The 20,900-nt window shown below is 41.6% G+C and carries 19 protein-coding genes; 7 read left to right on the top strand and 12 right to left on the bottom strand.

Annotation, left to right across the window (positions count from 1 at the left end; translation table 11 throughout):
• Positions 1 to 43 precede the first annotated feature (43 nt).
• Both CSV74_RS07000 and CSV74_RS06995 read left to right on the top strand, forming a co-directional pair.
• A complete protein-coding gene (locus CSV74_RS07000) occupies positions 44 to 856 on the top strand; it encodes an alpha/beta fold hydrolase (RefSeq protein WP_099691113.1) in 813 nt (270 codons plus the stop codon).
• A 3-nt stretch (positions 857 to 859) separates the two neighbouring features.
• Positions 860 to 1,804: a GGDEF domain-containing protein gene (locus CSV74_RS06995; RefSeq protein WP_099691112.1), complete on the top strand. Its 945-nt coding sequence runs from the start codon at positions 860 to 862 to the stop codon at positions 1,802 to 1,804.
• A gap of 44 nt (positions 1,805 to 1,848) precedes the next feature.
• On the opposite strand, the gene CSV74_RS06990 is transcribed toward CSV74_RS06995, so the two are convergent.
• On the bottom strand, positions 1,849 to 3,039 hold the full coding sequence (locus tag CSV74_RS06990; protein ID WP_099691111.1) for an MFS transporter: 1,191 nt from the start codon (positions 3,037 to 3,039) through the stop codon (positions 1,849 to 1,851).
• A gap of 12 nt (positions 3,040 to 3,051) precedes the next feature.
• A complete protein-coding gene (locus CSV74_RS06985) occupies positions 3,052 to 3,471 on the bottom strand; it encodes a MarR family winged helix-turn-helix transcriptional regulator (RefSeq protein WP_099691110.1) in 420 nt (139 codons plus the stop codon).
• A 186-nt stretch (positions 3,472 to 3,657) separates the two neighbouring features.
• Here CSV74_RS06985 and CSV74_RS06980 point away from each other — a divergent pair, with 186 nt between their 5' ends.
• Positions 3,658 to 4,890: a dicarboxylate/amino acid:cation symporter gene (locus tag CSV74_RS06980; protein ID WP_233190820.1), complete on the top strand. Its 1,233-nt coding sequence runs from the start codon at positions 3,658 to 3,660 to the stop codon at positions 4,888 to 4,890.
• Between the two features lie 101 nt (positions 4,891 to 4,991).
• On the opposite strand, the gene CSV74_RS06975 is transcribed toward CSV74_RS06980, so the two are convergent.
• The 4 genes from CSV74_RS06975 to kynU all read right to left on the bottom strand — a co-directional run bounded on the left by CSV74_RS06975 (position 4,992) and on the right by kynU (position 9,413).
• Positions 4,992 to 6,632, bottom strand: a complete 1,641-nt coding sequence (locus CSV74_RS06975) for an S-layer homology domain-containing protein (protein ID WP_099691109.1) — start codon at positions 6,630 to 6,632, stop codon at positions 4,992 to 4,994.
• A 65-nt stretch (positions 6,633 to 6,697) separates the two neighbouring features.
• Positions 6,698 to 7,516, bottom strand: a complete 819-nt coding sequence (kynA, locus tag CSV74_RS06970) for a tryptophan 2,3-dioxygenase (protein ID WP_029053365.1) — start codon at positions 7,514 to 7,516, stop codon at positions 6,698 to 6,700.
• Positions 7,513 to 8,145 carry an arylformamidase gene (gene kynB, locus CSV74_RS06965; RefSeq protein WP_099691108.1) on the bottom strand — a complete coding sequence of 211 codons (633 nt, stop codon included), beginning with the start codon at positions 8,143 to 8,145 and terminating at the stop codon, positions 7,513 to 7,515. The genes kynA and kynB overlap by 4 nt, the downstream gene beginning before the upstream one ends.
• On the bottom strand, positions 8,142 to 9,413 hold the full coding sequence (gene kynU, locus CSV74_RS06960) for a kynureninase (protein WP_099691107.1): 1,272 nt from the start codon (positions 9,411 to 9,413) through the stop codon (positions 8,142 to 8,144). The genes kynB and kynU overlap by 4 nt, the downstream gene beginning before the upstream one ends.
• Before the next feature lie 123 nt (positions 9,414 to 9,536).
• Between kynU and CSV74_RS06955 the strand changes: the two genes are divergently transcribed.
• The gene (locus CSV74_RS06955; protein WP_099691106.1) at positions 9,537 to 9,851 is read left to right on the top strand and encodes an MGMT family protein; all 315 of its coding nucleotides are present in this window, start codon (positions 9,537 to 9,539) and stop codon (positions 9,849 to 9,851) included.
• A 317-nt stretch (positions 9,852 to 10,168) separates the two neighbouring features.
• Here CSV74_RS06955 and CSV74_RS06950 read toward each other — a convergent pair whose 3' ends face one another.
• From CSV74_RS06950 to CSV74_RS06940, 3 genes are read right to left on the bottom strand one after another with little or no spacing between them, the layout of a single operon-like run.
• The gene (locus CSV74_RS06950) at positions 10,169 to 10,906 is read right to left on the bottom strand and encodes an amino acid ABC transporter ATP-binding protein (RefSeq protein ID WP_099691105.1); all 738 of its coding nucleotides are present in this window, start codon (positions 10,904 to 10,906) and stop codon (positions 10,169 to 10,171) included.
• Entirely contained in the window at positions 10,903 to 11,619 is a 717-nt protein-coding gene (locus CSV74_RS06945) for an amino acid ABC transporter permease (protein ID WP_099634949.1), read from the bottom strand. The genes CSV74_RS06950 and CSV74_RS06945 overlap by 4 nt, the downstream gene beginning before the upstream one ends.
• Positions 11,609 to 12,430 (bottom strand): amino acid ABC transporter substrate-binding protein, encoded by an 822-nt coding sequence (locus CSV74_RS06940; protein WP_029053371.1) that lies wholly within the window; start codon positions 12,428 to 12,430, stop codon positions 11,609 to 11,611. The genes CSV74_RS06945 and CSV74_RS06940 overlap by 11 nt, the downstream gene beginning before the upstream one ends.
• Before the next feature lie 235 nt (positions 12,431 to 12,665).
• Here CSV74_RS06940 and CSV74_RS06935 point away from each other — a divergent pair, with 235 nt between their 5' ends.
• A complete protein-coding gene (locus CSV74_RS06935) occupies positions 12,666 to 14,177 on the top strand; it encodes an APC family permease (RefSeq protein ID WP_099691104.1) in 1,512 nt (503 codons plus the stop codon).
• A 107-nt stretch (positions 14,178 to 14,284) separates the two neighbouring features.
• Here CSV74_RS06935 and CSV74_RS06930 read toward each other — a convergent pair whose 3' ends face one another.
• Both CSV74_RS06930 and CSV74_RS06925 read right to left on the bottom strand, forming a co-directional pair.
• Positions 14,285 to 15,781: a DASS family sodium-coupled anion symporter gene (locus CSV74_RS06930; protein ID WP_099691103.1), complete on the bottom strand. Its 1,497-nt coding sequence runs from the start codon at positions 15,779 to 15,781 to the stop codon at positions 14,285 to 14,287.
• Between the two features lie 265 nt (positions 15,782 to 16,046).
• Positions 16,047 to 17,288 (bottom strand): cytochrome P450, encoded by a 1,242-nt coding sequence (locus CSV74_RS06925; RefSeq protein WP_233190818.1) that lies wholly within the window; start codon positions 17,286 to 17,288, stop codon positions 16,047 to 16,049.
• A gap of 243 nt (positions 17,289 to 17,531) precedes the next feature.
• Here CSV74_RS06925 and nhaC point away from each other — a divergent pair, with 243 nt between their 5' ends.
• Positions 17,532 to 18,950, top strand: a complete 1,419-nt coding sequence (gene nhaC, locus CSV74_RS06920) for a Na+/H+ antiporter NhaC (RefSeq protein ID WP_483315648.1) — start codon at positions 17,532 to 17,534, stop codon at positions 18,948 to 18,950.
• Positions 18,951 to 18,956: 6 nt separating this feature from the next.
• On the opposite strand, the gene CSV74_RS06915 is transcribed toward nhaC, so the two are convergent.
• Entirely contained in the window at positions 18,957 to 19,907 is a 951-nt protein-coding gene (locus tag CSV74_RS06915; RefSeq protein ID WP_143560750.1) for a hypothetical protein, read from the bottom strand.
• A 118-nt stretch (positions 19,908 to 20,025) separates the two neighbouring features.
• Between CSV74_RS06915 and CSV74_RS06910 the strand changes: the two genes are divergently transcribed.
• Positions 20,026 to 20,640, top strand: a complete 615-nt coding sequence (locus CSV74_RS06910) for a DUF421 domain-containing protein (protein WP_037561645.1) — start codon at positions 20,026 to 20,028, stop codon at positions 20,638 to 20,640.
• Positions 20,641 to 20,900 lie beyond the last annotated feature (260 nt).

Below are 20,900 nucleotides of genomic sequence, written 5' to 3'. Positions count from 1 at the left end.
TGGTAATAATTTACGTGGTGTTCAGAAGAAGGGAATTGAGTTTATGACAATAGATATTAAAAGAAGAAACGCCGTACATATAACAGGTTCTGGTGAACAAACCATAGTTTTTGCACACGGTTTTGGCTGTGATCAAACGGTATGGAATCATGTCGTTCCCGCATTCGAAAAGCAGTATCGGATTGTGACATTTGATTACGTAGGCTCTGGTCAAAGTGATAAGACAGCCTACTCAGCAGAGCGCTATGCATCATTGCCTGGCTATGCACAAGACGTAATCGAGGTATGTGAAGCGCTAGAACTAAAAGATATTATCTATGTTGGTCACTCAGTAAGTGGAATGATTGGTGTGCTCGCTTCTATCCAAAGACCTGACTTAATGGAAAAGCTAATCATGATCGGCCCTTCCCCCCATTACTTAAATGAAACCGATTACCATGGTGGATTTGAACGTGAAGATATTGATGAATTACTCGATATGATGGAGATGAACTATAAAGAGTTCACGAAATACTTAGCACCCATAGCGATGAAAAATGAAGATCGACCACATCTATCTGAAGAGTTCGAGTCTATGTTGTGTACGAATGATCCTGGCATTGCACGCCGCTTTGCAGAAGCAACATTTATGTCAGATGTTCGTGAGGAATTACCTAAGGTTCCCACGAGAACACTTATTTTACAACCAACCGAAGACTCTATCGTACCTATGGAAGTAGGACACTATATAAAGGAGCACATTTCGGACAGTGAACTGGTCATCATGAAAGCAAAAGGACATAATCCACATATCAGTCATCCTACAGAAACAATTGATGAGATTACACGTTTTATCGAAGAGGACAGGAGCGTATAAATCATGGATGAGCAGATGGACTTATTGCCTTGCGGATATTTCGTCTTAACAAGTGAATGGGAGTTTGTTGAAATGAATAAGACGATGCGAGAGATATTACGTCTAGACAAAATGCCGCGACATATGCATGACGTACTAACAGTCCCATCTAAAGTTTATTTCCAAACCTACTTCGTGCCGTCTATTTCTATGCACCAAGAAATACGGGAAATGTATTTAAACTTTAAAGTAGTTAATCGTACCCTCCCTGTATTGATGAATGTCAGTAAACGCAATGGATTATATGAAGGTATTGTAGTTCCGATTACAGTACGTGATGAATATGAGAACCAGTTACTAAAATCAAAAAAAGAAGCAGAGAAAATTCAACAACAGACGGATGAAGCGTACAATAAATTACTCGGATTGCTTGAAGAAGTCGAATACAAGCAACAGCAACTTCAGGATTTGAATGGAGAACTTCAAGAGTTAGCTACACGGGATGAATTGACAGGACTCTATAATCGCCGTGTATTCCGGAGAAATTTAGATGCTGCGATCAATCGTGCAGAACTCTTTATGACGCGTTCATTCTCTTTATTAATGTTTGATATCGACCATTTCAAAACTGTGAATGATACACATGGCCATTTAGTAGGTGATGATGTGTTGAGAGAAGTAGCTCGCAAGTTGGAGTACAAAATTTATTCTCCACACTTAGTAGCACGGATTGGCGGAGAAGAATTTGCGGTACTATTTGATGATCCCAATCATCAAAAGAACTGTGAAAGAGCAGAAGAACTTCGATGCTATATAGAAAAGTCTGAATGGAATAGCATCGGGATAACCGTCAGTATGGGCATCACGAATTTCCGCAAAGGCGATCAATCGAGCCATATTTATGGCAGAGCTGATGATGCCCAGTATGCTTCCAAACGTAATGGTCGAAATTGTTTAACACGCATATGACAAGACACTACATACAGAACGGTAGTGTCTTTTTGCATAGTTTATCAATCTGGTTCTACAATAAGACGTTGGCGCGTCCGACTGAATAACATGAAAAAGCCGAGCGCGATCAGTACTATAACCATAAGAACCAAATACAGATGCTGATAGCCGATGATCGGAACAAGTAACCCGAGTACATACGGGCCAAAGCCAAAACCAAAGTCTAAGAAAATAAAGAACGTTGACGTAGCAACACCTAAACGCTCAGGTTTCACACCTTGCAACGCAATCGCTTGTGCAGATGATTGGAAGTTACCAAACCCGAGCCCAAGAACACCACCCGCAAGAAGTAGCATCCAACCTGCATTTGCCCCACTTAACAACAATAATCCACCTGCAAATAATAACAACGAAGGATAAACAACAAACTTATTACCCTTTACATCCAATAATTTACCGGTATATGGTCTCGAGAGCAGTACAGCAATGGCGTATACTAAAAAGAAGAAGCTGGCTGCACTTACCAAGTTGATTTCCTCAGCATAGAACGAAATGAATGATAGCACACCAGAATAAGCGATAGCTGCTAACAACGTCACAAACGCAATCGGTAATGCCCGCACTTCTAATAATCCGTGAACTCCGAATTTCTTTGTTGTCGTCTGTACATTCTTTTTAGGCAGGACTGTTGGCTTTCTCTCAACGAAAAAGAACATGGCCGCACAACTAATACTGAGTACCAGACAAAACATAAAGAGTATATTGAAATGATAGTGCTGACTTAAGAAAATACCGAAAAATGGTCCAATCGCTGTAGCGAGAACTGTACTTAAACTGAAATACCCAATACCTTCACCTCTACGTGAAGGTGGAAGCATTTGAGCTACCATTGTACCTGTCGCGGTAGAAGAAATGCCAAGTCCAACACCATGGAAGAATCGGTTCGCCATTAATAACGGTAAGTTCACTGCGCCAAAATAAAAGACGGATGCCAATACAGTGACCAATAATCCAATCAATAAGATATTTCGGCTGCCGACTTTTTCTATTAACCCACCTACAGCAAGGCGTGCAATTAATGTTCCAATGATGAAAATACCTGACACAAGACCTGCAACACTTGTTGATACGCCATACTCCTTCACTGCGTAAGGCGCAATCGTAACTATAAGTAAATACATGACTAACATTAAAAAGAAGTTAATGACTGATGTAACAATAAAGTCCTTTGTCCAAATTTTACTTTTATTCATTCAACCACTCTCTCATTTATGAAGATTTTTATTTGCTAGTTTTAACACACGAATTCCTGCTTCTAGATCTTCCACTGTAGCACCTTCAAGTAAATTGTCATAAAATACTTCCAAGTCAGCCATAACATTTATTACTGTAGCTTGTCCTTGTTCGGTCAATCCTATCCATTTCTCCCTGCGATCTGTTCCTGGTCGAATGCTGACTAAACCCATTTCCAATAGACGCTGGACAATTTTAGTGACACTCGGCTTTTCCACTTGTCTACGTATAGCAATTTCTGCTGATGTCATTTCACCATCTAACCATAACAACTTTAGTATTCCCCATTGTGAGTGAAATAATTGATACGGTGCCAGCAAATTATTTAATCGATTTAGCAATGGACGGTAGAGTTGAACATATTCCGGAAAAAACTGTTGTGTTTGCTCCATAAAATTTACACCCCTTATTTGTTTAGTTAGTCTGGCTAACCATTTATTTTATTTTAAATCTTTTTTTATGGAAAGTAAAGCAATAGCAAGGTACTTAACGCAATCTATTTGTACAGATATGATATGATGAAATAATATTCTCACACCGTAATTCACTAGCTGCGGGAATAAGGAACGAACAGGAGAGTGATACCCATTTGGAATAAGTATAAGAACACACCTTTTGTCGCTAGAATTACGATTGGATTTATTGCGGGCACCTTACTTGGAATCTTTTTTAACGAATACACTACTTTCCTGAAACCATTTGGAACATTATTATTAAATTTGCTCAGCCTGATCGCCATTCCTGTCATCTTCCTGACAGTTGTATTAGCTGTTAATCAAATGAACTTAGCCCAACTTGGGAAAATGGGTGGTAAGTTAATTCTCTATTACACGGCAACTACAGCGGCCGCCGTTTTAATCGGACTCTCATTGGCCATGTGGCTTAAGCCAGGTAGACATTTAACTTTACCTACTGACGCAGTAGTGGAACCTCCACATGCACCTGGATTTTCAGAAATTTTATTACAAATTGTACCAAAGAATATCTTCGAAGCTTTCACATCTGGTGATCTAATGGCCATTCTATTCGTCGCAATCATCATCGGCATGGCCATGTCTTCCATGAAATTTTCCAAAGATACGAAACTCGTTGAAATGGGCGATTTTCTTGATCGTTTCTTTAACGCATTAAATACGATGTTCTATAAAATTCTTGAAGGCGTGTTATTATATGCACCCATTGGTGTTTTCGCAATCAGTGCCACTGCTTTTGGTGAGCAAGGATGGGAAACATTACTTGGATTACTATCATTCGTCGGTGTATTCTATCTTGGCGTTTTAATTCTCTGGTTATTTGTCTATAGCGGATTCTTGAAGTTTTTTGGTAATCCAGTATTGCCTTTTTATCGTAATACAAAAGATGCCTATACAACTGCATTCTTCACTTCTAGTAGTATTGCTACGTTGCCCATTGCAATTGAATCTGCTAAAAAAGCGGGTGTCTCCGAGAATACAGCGAACTTCGCTTTACCACTCGGCGCAGTCTTCAATTCCGACGGCGGCGCATTGCGCATGGGTATTTCCCTTGTCTTCGCAGCGAATATCACGAACTTGAACTTATCCGCTGTAGATTTTATCGTCATCATCGCAATTGGAACCTTACTTTCTATTGGAACAGCTGGTGTTCCTGCTGCCGGATTGGTTACGCTATCTGCAGTACTTACTATGTTCGGATTACCGCTGGAGATTGTCGCTCTGATCGCCGGAGTTGATGCATTAATTGGTATGGCGGGTACCGCTTCCAATGTCATGGGGGATATTGTGGGTGCTGCTGTGGTGGATAAGAAAACGCCACGTAAGAAATTTGCATAAACCACACCGTTGGTCAACGTTTAACTAGTATCGTAATCTACAATCGAACAACATCAAAAGGCAAACCTCAATGTGAGGCTTGCCTTTTGATGTTTACTTTATTATTGTGCAATGGCTTCCATTGAATGCACGATCATCTTTGCAGCATGTGCTCGCGTTGTGGAATCGTTTGGCATGAACTTGCCATTGTCCCCTGTTGCAATATTCATTTGGTAAAGACCTGCTATTGCCCACTGCGTGTCTTTTGAGAACTTCTTAATATCTGTAAACGGTGCTGCTACTGTTGGCGTGAATGGCTTTCCAGTTGCTATTTCATACGTTCGACTCAATACTAATGCTAACTGCGCACGAGTGATAGGCTTGTTTGGCATGAAGTGACCATTTACTCCACTTACTAAACCATGGTCATAAGCAGCTTGAATATCCCTCTTCGTGCTGTCCGCGTAGTCTGCTAAATCAGTAAATGCCGATTTCGTGCTTTTAGATTTTAAATCCAGCGCGCGAACGATGATTGACATAGCTTGTGCACGTGTGAGTGATGTGTCCGGTCGGAAAGTGTGATCTGCATAGCCACTAACAATTCCTCTCATTGCTGCCACTTCAATTACATCTTTAGCCCAATGATTTGTGATATCTGTAAACATCACTGCTGGTTCAACCGGCTCTTTATCTATTGTGTATTTAGTATTCAAGTGTTGCATGCTCTTTTTGCCATTCTGATTAACGGCGTGAACAGAGAAATGATACTCTTTATTCGGCTCGAGATCTGTAATTTCATATGATAAGATAGGTGACATCACTTCGCCTACCATTTTATCACCAGTATAGACTTGATACATGGAGACCATTCCCGTATCAATGACCGGTTTCCAGTTGAGTTCTACTGTAGTCGAATCTTTGGCTGTGACAGTAAGCACATCTTTTGCAAACCATGAATAGTTCTCCATCAATGATTTGCGGAAAGCCTCCATGACTACTTTGTAGCCTGCTTGACTTAAATGAATATTTTCAGGATTAGGCAAGTACGTATAAGGATCTTCTGCGATTTGCTTTGATGTGTCTACAAACTGTGCCGTAGTGCCTGTCATGCCTTGTTTAATCGCATCATTTAACGTTACGACAAGCTGATTTACTAATGGTTGATTCTGTGGACTCAAGTAAGGGAATGGATTGTAATAGCCCATTATATATACTTGTGCATTCGGATTCAGTTGATATATTTTGGCCAATATTTTTTGCGTATTCATCCCGACTTTCATAATAGCCGCCTGTAATTCTTCCGAGTTGAATTGCGGTGTACCTTTGTCATCAAACGTAAACTTTGGCAACACGTCATTTGCACCAATTGTTAACGTAATGAGATGTGCTTCTTTCACAGATTGATGAAGAGTAGCTGTTTTGTCGGAATGTCCGATCCCTACGATCGGCTTCGTGACGTCCATCTCAAAATCCCTCAAGACATCATCCGTTTTATAGCCTGGGTATGAAAATCCTTTATTGCTGGCCTGCAATGCTTCACTTTTAGCCAGTTCCTCCGCTAAAAAGTCTGTATAGCCTTTACCCAGTTCGTTATTTGGTGTAACACCAGCTGCTAATGAATCCCCTAGCGCTAAATAATTAATAGGAGATATCCACGTAGGTGCTTTTTCAGGATCTGCAGCAGACGCTTGTAACGGCATGACAGCAATTTGAACTACTAAGGCAAATGCCATCACAACATAGCTAATCGACTTCTTGGTCATTATACATACCACCTCTCTTTTCAGATTATTGTAAATTTAATAATAGTTGCTAGCTTGCCAGTTTGTCAAATTTTAGTTCGGACATCCCAGAGTTCCGGAAAGAAGCGATGATCAAGTACAGATTTTAGATAGTGAACACCCGAAGAGCCACCTGTGCCTTGCTTAAAGCCGATAATGCGCTCCACTGTTTTCATATGCCTAAAGCGCCATTGCTGATGACTGTCTTCGATATCGACTAGCTTTTCCGCTAATTGATATAAATCCCAATATCGATCTACATCCCGATACACTTCAAGCCATGCAGCCGCTACACTCGGATCTCCTTTATAAGTAATTGAAAAATCACGTGTGAGTAAGTCTGCCTTGATATCAAAACCTGCACGTGCCAAAGCTTGAATGGCTACATCATAAATTCCCGGTGCCTCATACGCTTTCGCCAACCTCTTTGACAGCTCGTTATCCTTTTCATAGATTTTAATAATTTGCGGTTGTTTATAACCTAAAGCAAACTCAATCAAACGATTTTGATAGGATTGGAATCCTGAAGCCTTTCCTAAACTATCGCGAAACTCCATGTACTCGGCAGGCGTCAATGTAGCCAAGACATCCCATGCCTGAATAATCTGAGTCTGAACCTTTGAGACGCGAGCTAACATTTTGAACGCTTCGGGCAATTCACCTTGCTGAATCAATTCGATCGCTGTTTCTAGCTCATGTAAAATCAGCTTCATCCATAGTTCATTTACTTGATGAATAATGATAAAAAGCATTTCATCATGATGTCCCGATAGACGCTTCTGGCTCGATAGTACCTGATCTAAATGCAAATACTCGCTGTACGTCATCGAATCCCTAAAATCGGTATGAATCCCTTTTTCCTTCATGACTGTAACCTCCTGACGACTGCACGGACAGGACTTCCATCCGCATCTTCCAATGCTAAAGGCAATGCAATCAACTCATAATTCCCCACTTCCAATGAATGTAATACTAAATTCTCGATGATAATCACATCATTGCGATATAACGAATGATGACCAAGTAGATCTTTGCTAGTCTCCGAATCAACGGATGGTGTATCTACGCCGATTAGGCGTACACCTCGTTCCTTCAACAGTGGCCCGACATCTTCCCCAATAACAGTGAAGTTCTCAGGAAATTTCGTTGGAGTTGGGTGACTTCCCGTTTTCACTAAAAGTCGTTCTGCACCGTCGAAATCAAATGCTTCCAAATCTGCCCGTGTCACACAGCTAACTCCTGTCACGTCTACTAAACAAGCTTTGCCTATATACAAATCCACTGGTAAATCCAAGATTTTTAATCCACCATCATCATAATGAAAAGGGGCATCCGTATGTGTGCCGATATGCGTACTCATCGTTAATTTACCTATGTTTACCGAACCGGACTGCTCTTTCGATACGGCTACTTCATAGGCAAACGGTGTATCCCCAGGCCACTCCGCAATACGCTGATTCAATGGTTGTGTAATATCGATCCATTGATTCGTCATGCCACCACCCCGCGTTCATTCGAAAATTGTTTATAAACATCTTCTTGCATAATCTTTTTGAGAATTTGTACCGTTTGCCAGACGTCTTCAAATGAATTATACAGTGCAACAGGTGCTAACCGAATACCGTCAGGCGCACGGAAGTCCGGAACGACACCTTGTGCTTTCAATGCTTGACATATTCTTGCGGCTTCCTTGTGCTGCAGTAATAAGTGGCCCCCACGTGAATCGTCCAGCGGGTTCCCGATACCAAATGAATACTCACCCAATTCATTATCCATACAACTCAACATAAAGCTTGTGAGTTTCAATGACTTCTCACGGATTCTCTCCATTCCAAGTTCCTCGAACATTTCGAGTGAACCGAGTAGCGGAGCCAGGCTCAATATATGCGGCGTGCCGATTTGGTATGCGCCTGCATCTGTTGCAGCTGTCATCGTATGATTCATATCAAATTGCTTGGTCTTATCAGAGCCAAACCATCCTGCAAGACCTGCCTTTTTACCGAAATGTCGTTCATTGACGAATAAACCACCAACGGAACCAGGTCCGCCATTCAAGTGTTTATATGTACACCAAAAAGCGAAATCTACGTCCCATTCATGAAGTGCATGTGGTACGGATCCAACCGAATGTGATAAATCGAATCCAATTATGATATCTCTTTCTTTTGCGGCTTGCGTAAGCGTTTTCATGTTTAGCACCTGACCACTGCGATATAGAACTGACGGCAGTACAATTAACGCGACGTCTTCCGTCATTGCCTCAATGATTCGCTTTTCATCAAGCGTAAGTCCATCTTCACTTTTCACACGTATCAGATGCTCTTCCGGATCAAGCCCCTGTACACGAATCTGACTTTGCAACGCATATATATCTGACGGGAAATTCAATTCATCCGCTAGTATTTTCGTTCGTTTTCCCAAAGGTCGATAAAATGTGGAAACCATTTGATGTAAATTGGTCGTAGTAGAACCTGTTGCAATCACTTCAGATTTCTTCCCGCCAACTAATGGTGCCATTCTATCCCCTATTTGTTCTGCCATGTAATACCACGGATGCATTCCTTCCGTCCAGCCATCGATTGCAAGTGTTTTCCATGTGTCTACCAGTTCGAATAACTTCGTTTCTGCACGCTTCGATAATAATCCAAGTGAATTTCCATCCATATAGATTTTCTCTAGCGGTAAATAAAATTCCTCTCTGTAAGGCGCAAATGAATCTTGCTGATCTAGTACTTTTGCAAACTCTAGTGTATTGGAGCTCATATACATTCTCCTTTCTATCTGTACATAAATAATACCATATTGGCATTCAATATCGTCTGAATAATGGCATAACACGTCTCGATAATCTATGCTAGACTTTACAAAAAAGGAGGTTGCACCACTATGGAAAAATTTACAGAACAAGCCGTGGCAATCATTCAAGCCATTCCTCCAGGTCGTGTGATGACCTATGGACAAGTAGCTGCGGAAGCAGGAAATCCTCGCGGCGCAAGACAAATTTCACGTATTTTACATTCGATGAGTGCTAAATATGAATTGCCTTGGCATCGTATCATCAATGCACAAGGTGGAATCTCGACTCCGGAAAACGCAGAAGGAAAAGGCGAGACACAACGTGAGCGATTGCTCGCGGAAGGTGTTCAATTCAACGCAAACGGCCGTGTCCCACTCGATACATATCGTTGGCATCCGGACTGAATAGGAAGTATGTTGTTAGGGTTATTGAGATTGAGCGGTTAAGACGTCGCTATGAGCTGTTGAGCCAGGTGTTTGAGCGCTCATGGAGATTGATAGAGCGGTTGCCCGATTGCATTGAGCGGATAAGGACGAACTATGAGCGCTTGAGCAAGATGATTGAGCGCTTACGGAGAGTGTTAGAGCGGTTGTGAGGTTGCTTTGAGCGGTTAAGCACGAACTATGATCACTTATACAAATTAATGAGCGAATAAGCTAATTTCCACTAATATCAACACAGAAAAACGCTTGGCATCCTATGTGCCAAGCGTTTTGTCTATCTATACTTGTAATAAACTCAAAAATTTCTTAGTTCGCTCATGCTTTGGATGGTTGAAGATCTCAGCTGGTGCACCGCGTTCTACAATGACACCATCATCTATAAAGATTACTTCATCGGCCACTTCCTTAGCGAACCTCATTTCATGTGTTACGACAGCCATCGTCATCCCTTCATGTGCTAGGTCCTTCATGACTCGAAGTACTTCACCGACAAGTTCAGGGTCGAGAGCGGATGTCGGCTCATCAAACAACATGACTTTTGGATCCATCGCAAGTGCTCGTGCAATTGCAACACGCTGTTGCTGACCGCCTGAAAGCTGGAAGGGATGCTTGTCCTTATGATCAGCCAATCCTACTTTATCTAGTAGCAGTTCAGCCTTCTTCACGGCTTCTTTATGCGATAGCCCTTTGACTGTCGTGAGTCCTTCCGTCACATTACCTGTCGTTGTCAGGTGCGGAAACAGGTTATAGCTCTGAAATACCATTCCTGTCAAACGACGAAATGCACTGATAGATTTTTTCGAGACCAATGTATTAAAGTCTAGCTTCTGACCATCTATAGACAGCACGCCACCATTCGGTGTTTCGAGCACATTCAGACAACGTAACAACGTAGATTTACCAGAACCTGAAGGACCGATAATCACGACCACTTTTCCCTGCTCGATTTCCAAGTCTACATTTTTTATTACTTCTTGCGATCCGAAAGACTTTTTCAGTCCTTGTATAGAAATCATGATAATCCCCCTGACTTACCGACAACTCGATCCAGGCGTATTTCAATTCTACCTTGGATGATCGACAAGATGAAACAAATTACCCAATATACTAGAGCCGCCATGATATAGACGAATAAAAACTCATAGTTCATAGAAGCAATTTCTTGCGCCCGCCTAAATGTCTCAGCTACTAAAATAGTAGCTGCAAGCGACGTATCTTTCACCAGCCCAATAAAGGAATTCGAAAGCGGTGGTACGGAAACTCTAGCGGCTTGCGGCAAAACAATCTTCCGCAATGCCTGCGAGTAATTCATACCGATAGAATATGCTGCTTCCCACTGTCCTTTAGGAATGGACAGTATAGCTGCTCGAATGATTTCCGAGGCATAGGCACCGACATTCAATGAAAAGCCTATGATGGCCGACGGGAAAGGATCAATGGTGATACCAATTGTCGGCAACCCGTAGAATATGATAAATAATTGTACAAGCAAAGGCGTTCCTCGAATGATTGATACATACACTCGCGCTATTGCTCGCAATAATTTATTAGATGAAATTCTCGCTAATGCCGTAAAGATTGCAATGATCAATCCAATACTAAATGCGATGATTGCCAAGGGGATGGTATACTTAATAGCCCCTTCAATCAATGGCCCGATGGATGTTGATGCGATTTCTTGGAATCTTTGTATACGTTCGGGACTTAGTGCAATCGTATTAAGATACATCTTCGCCGAACCATTTTTCGGAGATCGTCTTCAATGTACCATCTTCACGCATCGCATCCAGCGCTTTGTTTACTTCTTCTATTAAGTCTTCATTGCCTTGTCTGAATAAAAAGGCGCTCTCTGATTGATTCTCTTCAGAGATTTCTTCTTCCTCAACAACTTTAATCGGCGCATCAGGTTTTTGTTTTAAGTAATCAAGTGCAGAAAGTTTATCATTATACGTGCCATCTACTCGTTTTGAAACGACTAAGTCGACTCCTTGGTTGAATCCGTCGATTTTTATGATTTCCGCACCATTAGCTTTTGCTAGTTCGCCATAGTTACTAGTCAATGTCTGCGCAGCTTTCTTTCCTTCCATTCCATCAAACGCAATATCCGCGTCTTCACGAACGACTAAGACAGAGTTCGAGTGCGTATATGCTTGAGAGAATTCATACTTTGCTTTGCGCTCTTCATTTACACCAACTTGATTGGCAATCATGTCAAATCGTTTCGCATCTAACCCTGCAAAAACAGCATCCCACTGTGTTTCAAAAAACTTTGCTTCCACGCCTAAACGTTTCGCAACTTCTTGTGTAACTTCCACATCATAGCCTGTGAGCTTTCCAGATTCATCGTGAAAAGAGAAAGGTGCATATGTTCCTTCCGTTCCTACATTGAGCACACCGTTTGCGAGAACTTCTTCTAGCAGACCGTCTTGCTCTGCCGGTTTTTCAGCGGAGTCATTGGGCTTACTTTCTTCTTTACCACCACATGCTACCAAAACAGCAGCCAATAAAACGATCATAAATGGTAGAAGTACTTTCTTCATCTATAAAACCCCACTATTCTTATAAGTATTTGTTGTTTAGAATCATAAAAGATTGAGTAGACTCTGTCAACATGTAAAGCTTGCATCATACGTTATTACACTATACAGAATTCGTTGGCAAAACTAAATACTTCTGTCTTACGATAGTAAAATAATAATATGATGCCTAACACGTTTTAATTCCCTAAAGAAGGGGCATACAATCGCTATACTACTAACTTAGGGGTTGGATCACATGGATCAAGGATCTGAGAATGCACGAAGGAAGTTAAATAAAACATTAAAGCCATCATGGGTGTTTGCTATCGCACTCGGCTCATCTGTTGGTTGGGGAGCGTTCATCTTACCAGGGGATTGGATTCAATCTTCCGGACCACTAGGCGCAGTCATTGGATTAGGAATTGGCGCACTCGTGATGATGATCATCGCCTCCAGTTATGGTGTAATGATTAAGAAGTTTCCGGTTTCCGGGGGCGGATTTACATACGCTTTTGTGGCGGCAGGGAAAGTATGGGCGTTTATTTGCGGCTGGTTCTTGTCACTCGGTTATATATCGATCGTCGCATTAAATGCTTCTGCACTCACTTTATTACTGAAATTTTTAGCTCCCGGATTTATGAAACAAGGGTTTCTATATAGCGTCGCAGGATGGGACGTATACATACCTGAAATCATCGTTGCCAGTTTGCTGATTTTAGCATTCGCATTTATTAACACGACAGGCACAAGTATTTCAGGTCAGATTCAATTTTATTTCAGCGTCTTGCTTGTTGCCGGTGTCATAGTACTCGGTATCTTCACATTCGCTGGAGCCGAACAACCGCTTGCCAATTTGCAGCCATTGTTCAAAGGGAATCAGTCAATTATTACTTCTATACTTGTAGTATTGGCAATTGCACCATGGGCATACGTCGGATTCGATAATGTGCCGCAAGCTGCAGAAGAATTCAACTTTTCCCCTCGTAAAGCAACTATGTTAATTGTAGCTTCTCTTTTCACATCTTTCGTAATCTATGCGATCATGATTGGCCTGACTAGCTGGACATATCCTGCAACGGCTAACATCGGAAACGGTGACTTGTGGGCAACAGGCGAAGTTGTTCGTTCCGCACTAGGAATCGGAGGACTAGGTATTATGGCAGTAGCGATTGTCATGGGAATCTTCACTGGTTTGAATGGTTTCTTCATGTCCTCAAGTCGTCTATTATTCTCTATGGCGCGTGCACGTGCATTACCTAATTTCTTCCGGGAGATGACGGCAAACCAAACACCTAAATGGGGGATTTGGTTCGTCGCATTAATTACTTTGCCGACACCATGGTTTGGACGCCAAGCATTGACATGGATCGTTGATATGTCTTCAACGGGCGTATCTGTTGCCTACTTCTTCACATGTCTCGCAGCATTTAAAGTACTAGCGTGGGGCAAAGAGGAAATGGGACGTGAAATTGCACCATTGAAAAAGTTTTTAGCATTACTGGGTATGGTTGCAAGTGGATCATTCTTAGCATTACTACTTGTGCCAAACTCTCCAGCGGCACTCACAACACCCTCTTACTTATTATTACTCGCTTGGACAGTCGTAGGTGTAATCTTCTATACGGTGATCCGCAAGCGTTACAATAGCCTGACACAAGATGAGACGGAGTATTACATATTAGGGAAATCCATTGACTCAGAAGTGATGGATGCAGCAACTGTAGAACCCGATACCGATCTTCCTGTTCCAGAAGCTACTCGTTCATAAGCATACTAAATAAAGGACCGCCACAAGTCTACAATTCTTGTGGCGGTCCTTTCCTTACAGTAGAAAAGCAGAGACCATAAAGGTCTCTGCTTTCATTACATCTAGTCTTATAGAAGTCCAATCCACTGCCAGTAAGTCGCACTGAAGAGTAAGATTAACAAGTAACCAATAATGGTAAGCGGGACACCTGTCTTCAAGAAGTCTTTCACTGAGAAAGCACCGGTTCCATATGCCAACATGTTCTGCGGAGCACTGACAGGCAGCAAGAACCCGAAACTAATGACGAACTGCTGAATCAAAACAAATCCGACTTCATTGACATCAAGTGAAATCGTCGTTGCCAATGCAATAAATATCGGGATTAATGCCGAGGACAAACTCGTCGCACTCGCAAACCCGAGGTGAATTAAAATATTAAACAGTGACAGTAAAGCAATAGTTGCGAGCAACGGCATAGTATCCAAACCCATTGCGCCGAACACTTTATCAGACAGCCACTGTGCACCTGTTGTATCTAGTAATAGTGTACCCATTGAGATACCTACTGCGAAGACGACGATCGTTCCCCACGGAATCATTTGCTGAACGGTTTTCCAATCGAATACACCGATCTTTGGTGTGAGTAAAATTGCAATAGCAACAATGGTAACAGTTGTTGTATCAAACGGGTGCAGTTTTTCTTCTGTTGCCCATAAGAAAAGTAAAGCGACTGCAACGACAATCAAGCGGAGTTCGGAAGCTTTGATTTTGCCGAGTTCTTTTAATTGGCCCTGAATCAATTCCTTACCGCCTTCAACTACTTGTGTTTCGGGCTTAATAACCAATTTCATGATGAAGAATAAAGCGATTGACATGAGAATAGACCATGGAGCTGCATACAAGAACCAAGAACTCCACGCGACGGATACACCGAATTCCTTCTCAATAAAGCCAAGGGCGACCATATTCTGTGCAGCACCCGTTTTAATACCAACATTCCAGATCGAAACGGATTGAACGGCCGTGATAACGAGCAAAGCTCCTAATCGACTGTTTGTCGGCAATCCGAATGCAGCGACCATACCAAGCAAGATCGGCACGACAGCTCCAGCACGTGCCGTTGCACTCGGTACGAAGAATGCCAAGACGATCGATACGACGATGGAACCAAAGATAATAGCTCCGGTTTTGACGCCTACTTTCGACAGAATATAAAGCGCCAACCGTTTATGTAAGTTGGTCGTCTGCATGGCGGTAGCGAGGAACAATGCTGCCGCTACTAGTGCTACTGCAGGACTTGAGAATCCGGCCAATGCCATTCTTAAGGCGTTTTTCGTTCCTAACAATTCTTCAGGATTTTCCATGTTCGGAGCGAGGCCGAGCAGTACCGCAGCTAACCCAAGAATCATGGCTGCGCTGACAGGATACGGTACGGCTTCAGTCACCCATAAGATCACAGCGAATGCTAAGATGGCCAGTGATCTTTGACCGACTACAGGTAGATCTGCAGGGTTGGGAAGTAAAACGATAGTTATGAGTACAGCGAATGCCAAGAGTATCCATAACCCCTTCAGATTACGTTTCTGCTTCTCTGGCTGAGGAGCAACTTCTTGTGTTGTTGTCACAAGTATTCATTCCTTTCTATATAAAGTTATATCCTAATAGCACCCTCAACATTTTATAAACAACTACATTCTTGATATATGTTGAATGCATTACTGCAAAAACATGTTGGAGCTTCGTTGCAACATATTATAGTAGGAAGTGTGCAGGAGTTCCCCGGTAAGTCAATTAGACCTTTCATACAAAATATTCACCTAACGCATCAAGAGAGCTTTATATAAAAAGCTCTCTCAAGAAGTAGAACTCTTTTAGAAAGTCAAATGCTTGTCAGTCTTTTCGTCTCACGTTCTTTAAAATGATTTTACTTTTCGGGATGCTTGGGATATTGACAAGACTGTAGCTCAAATCCTGTTTTGGCACATCAAATGTCATACGATTCGCAAAGTAATCCAAGCTCACTTTCATCACTTCGATTGTCACCCACTCTCCAGCACAGCGGTGGTTAAGTATGAATTCTCCACCACCTTGTGGTATGAGATTGTATGGTGTAATTGGTTCATCCTTGAATCGCGTCGGATCAAACACTTCGGGATTATTCCATATGGTAGGATCATGATTCGTTCCATAGAAATCGAGCATCGTTAGCGTCCCCTTTTTGAACGCATAGCCTTCCCATTTAAAGTCTTCTTTCACGCGAGCAGCGTTAAACGGGAAAAAAGGATAGAGTCTGCGTACTTCCTGAACGAAGTCTTGCAAATCTTTTTCATCTTCTGAGGCCAATCTCTTTTGATGTTCGGGATGCTGAATCATCGCGTGTACTTCAAATGCAATATAAATAGAGATCGCCACAATTGGGCGCATGATGTTCAATACTTCTACGGCAGCTATTTTTTCATTCAGCAACTCGTCCTGTTCATCTCGATGAAAGGCAAAAACTTTCATAGCCGTGCCTTCAAAAGGAATCAAGTCACCTTTTCGAACCGATTTAATAAGACCACCGATCCATGTCTCCAACTCCTGTCGTGCCTTCTTCGCCTTCCACTGCTTATAACCAAGTGTCACCGGTGATTCGAAAAGCTGAATGATCGCTTCCTTTTTCTCTTGCACTTCTTTTTCTTTTAACGGGACGCCTGCCCATTGACAAGCTAAGCGAAGAAGTAATTCCTGCGCTTCGCTATAAACATTTACTTCCTGTTGTTTTTCAAAATCATTTAACTTCCGCTCCCATTGGTCTTTCAACATTTCTTTCAACTGGTTGATTTTTTCCGCAGACATAAGCGACATAAAAGCTTCTTTACGATGGCGATGCGCGACCCCGTCGAGTGATTGCACGCCACCTTCACCTGTTAACGTTTCTTGGAAGCGCTTTGGCATGGCTCCTTTTCGAATAAACTTCTCCGTATCATAAAAGAGTGCTGCAGCTTGTTCTCCCGACAGGCAAATGACTTTTTCTCCAAGTATATGCGCTTCAAATATATTGGATTGCAACCCTCTTCTGCGATTACCTAAAAACTGATAACCTTCACGAATCATACTAGCTGTCTGATTTTTCCTTTCTAATTTTGGCATTGGTCTACTTTCCTGCATGAACAATCACTTCCTTTTCGAATACTTTCTATATGCTTTACCCTGTTCAGCGTGCGAGTAATCGGTCCATTCCTCTATTGACAAATCTTTCTGACATGATAAAATTCAAAACGATAACTTTCTATACATGTACAGAGCGATCTATTATATAATGAATCTATGTCTTCTATACTTTTATTCGCAACTGCAGGAGACTGATCAGATACTCCTTCGTCCTTTAAGGGGATGACAGGAGTTTTTCTATATTTACAGGAGGTCATAAGTATGTTCCCAATTAAGGCGATTCATACGCCAACCGTTAAAGCATCAGTCATACTGACCGTGCTAATTGTGGCGATGATCAGTGCCAGCATCATCGTATTTGATTCTGTACCACATGTACCCATTTTATTTGCTATTCTTTTATTATTTGGCTATGGATTATGGAAGAAGATTTCATACAAAGAGTTGGAACGTGGGTTAGTCGAAGGTGCAAGTTCTGGAATGAGCGCGGTGTTTTTATTCTTCTTCATCGGAGTTCTCGTGAGTAGCTGGATGATGGGCGGAACGATTCCTACCTTGATCTATGCTGGACTCCAAATCATTACGCCAACGTTTTTCTACGCCATCGTATTCATCGTCACAGCAATTATCGGCTTATCGGTCGGTAGTTCATTGACAACTGTTGCTACGATTGGTGTAGCGTTCATTAGTATGGCACATATTTTAGAGCTTTCTTTGCCTATTGCGGCAGGTGCGATTGTCTCGGGCGCATTTTTTGGCGATAAGATGTCACCGTTGTCTGATACAACCAACTTAGCCTCTTCGATTGTTGGTGTAGACTTATTTGAACATATACGCAATATGGGATGGACAACATTTCCCGCGTTCTTCATCTCACTTATCTTATTTGGTGTGTTATCACCCAATGTGACGTCTAGCAATTTTTCGACAATTGAAAAATACAGTGATGCACTAATCGGTACAAACTTGATACATTGGTATACGTTAGTTCCTGTCGCTGTGCTGATCATTTTGACATTCGTCAAAGTCCCAGCTATCCTGACGCTGGCTGTCAGTGCATTATCCGCCATTATCGTTGCATATATCCATACATTTTATGGCGCTTCCGAAGTTTTGAGTATTTTATTTAGTGGCTATGAAGGATCCACAGGCGTCGCAGTCGTGGATGAATTATTATCTCGCAGTGATGGAATGGAAGGTATGATGTTCACGATTTCGCTTGTGTTGCTTGCACTTAGTATGGGCGGCATGCTATTTACGTTAGGTATTGTACAGTGCTTGCTTGCAAAAATTGAAAGTGCGCTACGTAAAGTGTCATCAGTAATTTTGACTTCTGCGCTTACTGCAATCGGTATCAACGTTTTAATCGGTGAGCAGTATTTATCTATCTTATTGACGGGCCAAGCCTTCCAATCCAGCTACGAAAAGGTTGGACTGGCAAATAAAAACTTGAGCCGTGTCATGGAAGACGCCGGGACCGTCATTAATCCTCTTGTACCATGGAGTGTAGCAGGTATTTTCATCACGACCGTGCTTGATGTACCAACGATTGCTTATTTACCATTTGCGTTCTTCTGTTTATTGAGCCCGATTTTAACAGTACTATTTGGCTATTTAGGGAAGACCCTAACACGCATTTAATATACATTACGACATGATAATATCATCTTGCTGCTGATCAAGCCGCCGGATTTCTTCTTCTAAGGCTGCACGTTTTCTTGCAAGTCGGTCCTGTATGCGACGGACATCTTGCATGACTGCGTGTAGCTTCTTTTTGCCGTAAGTAATTCGTGTATGAACCATCCAGTCGGAGAATATATTATCGAAAAACACATCTGTAAATGTAAAGATATCGTTTTTATTTACTTGGAAAGAATCTGTCGCAGCATCTTGCACATCCATCAATTCCGTCTCATAAAGACGTAGTGCCCGTTGTGCTTGATGAACGTGATCATCCGAGCTGTTGATTTCGGAATACTTTAATGCCGAGACAAAAATTCCTCCTCCTAAAAATGTATCCCACATTGATATCCCTTCCGCTGAATCCAACTTCTTCATTGCACCTGCCAAAGCTCGTTCCGCCTTTTCCCCCGCTTCAAACGCTTCACCAATTTCACGCAACATAGAATAGACACGCACACGATCGTCTGAAATCTTCTGGAGAGTTTGATTGGCAACAGAATCATTCAAACGGATCCATGACTCTTTTTCCTTCAAGAAATCTTCCCAGTCTTCGGCAATATGCATGAAGTCCGGTTTCTCTAGTTCATTACGTAAATCTTCTACTTCGGCAGTCAGATCTAGTACGTTTTTTTCTGCTTCATTATATTTTAACTCCACTTCTGCTGCTTCTTCGATCTCCTTTTTCATCTTTTCGTCCCATCTACCTGTCCATTCACTAATTTTGTTCGCAAATGAAAACTTACCAAGCTTCACAACATCCTGCTGTTCTTTCGTCAACTGGCGGTGAAGTTGATCACGTTTTTGTTTCATTGTGAGTAGCTTTTCGCTTGTCTGCTCTAAGCGTTTCCTCAAGCGCCGTTGATTTACTCGTTTTTCCTGTAGACTATTTTGTCGCATCTGAATATCTTGCCGCATATTGATCACTCCTTTCTTCTTATACGGAGTTGTATCAAGTAAGGATTCATCATTTTCATGCATACTATTTAAAGATCTTCTCACACTAAAGATAAACGCATGAAAAGACGTGAGCATAATGGAATTCGATTCAATTTGGAAAGCGGTACTCATTATTGTGGCAGGCATTGTACTTTTACATATTTCTGGCCGCAAGTCCATTTCACAAATGACAGTCGGCCAAACCGTATTGATGATTGCGGTCGGCACATTATTAATTCAGCCTGTAGCAAACAAAAATTTATGGCAAACGCTATTCCTTTCATTTATTTTAGTGCTAACACTTTTTTTCTTTGAATTATTCGCATTGAAGTGGAATTTCTTTGAAGGAATTTTACGAGGAAGATCAAAAATTGTAATAGAAAATGGCATCCTCAAAAAATCCACTATGAAAAAACTCCGCTTAACCGTGGATGAATTGGAAATGCATTTGCGGCAAAATGGAATTGAAAGAATTGATGATGTGAAATGGGCGACTATTGAAATGAGTGGACAGCTTGGTTATGTCTTGATCGACCGCAAGCAATACGCAACGAAAGAAGACATTGCAAGACTTCAGCTGCTATTAGAAGATATGAGCAAGCAACTAGAACTTACTATTCCTTCCACACCTAAATCTACGCCTGTCATTGAAAGTTCCAATCTATTCACAGAAATAGAACACCCTACCTCCGTTCCTAAAACGCTTGAATAAAAGTTTAATGAGCAAGGGAAAGGGGGAAGGTACTTATAACAACTCCAAAATCGAGAGGAAGAAGCATATATGATAAGAGTAATAAAAAAATTAATAAAATGGGGAATGGTGTTATATCCTGTCGCAAAAACCGTCATGAATGAAAAGAAGAAAAAAGAGGCGTATTCAAGCAGTAAAGGTCGTAGGTAAAGAACAATTAAAATCGATGCCAACTAATTCTTTGGTATCGATTTTAATTTATTATAATGAAAAAGTAAAAC

It is taken from the genome of Sporosarcina sp. P19 (assembly GCF_002743165.1).
GTDB classification, from domain to species: Bacteria; Bacillota; Bacilli; order Bacillales_A; family Planococcaceae; genus Sporosarcina; species Sporosarcina ureae.
The sequence above is the reverse complement of the archived record's forward strand: the minus strand, read 5'-3'. Positions and strand labels throughout refer to the sequence as shown.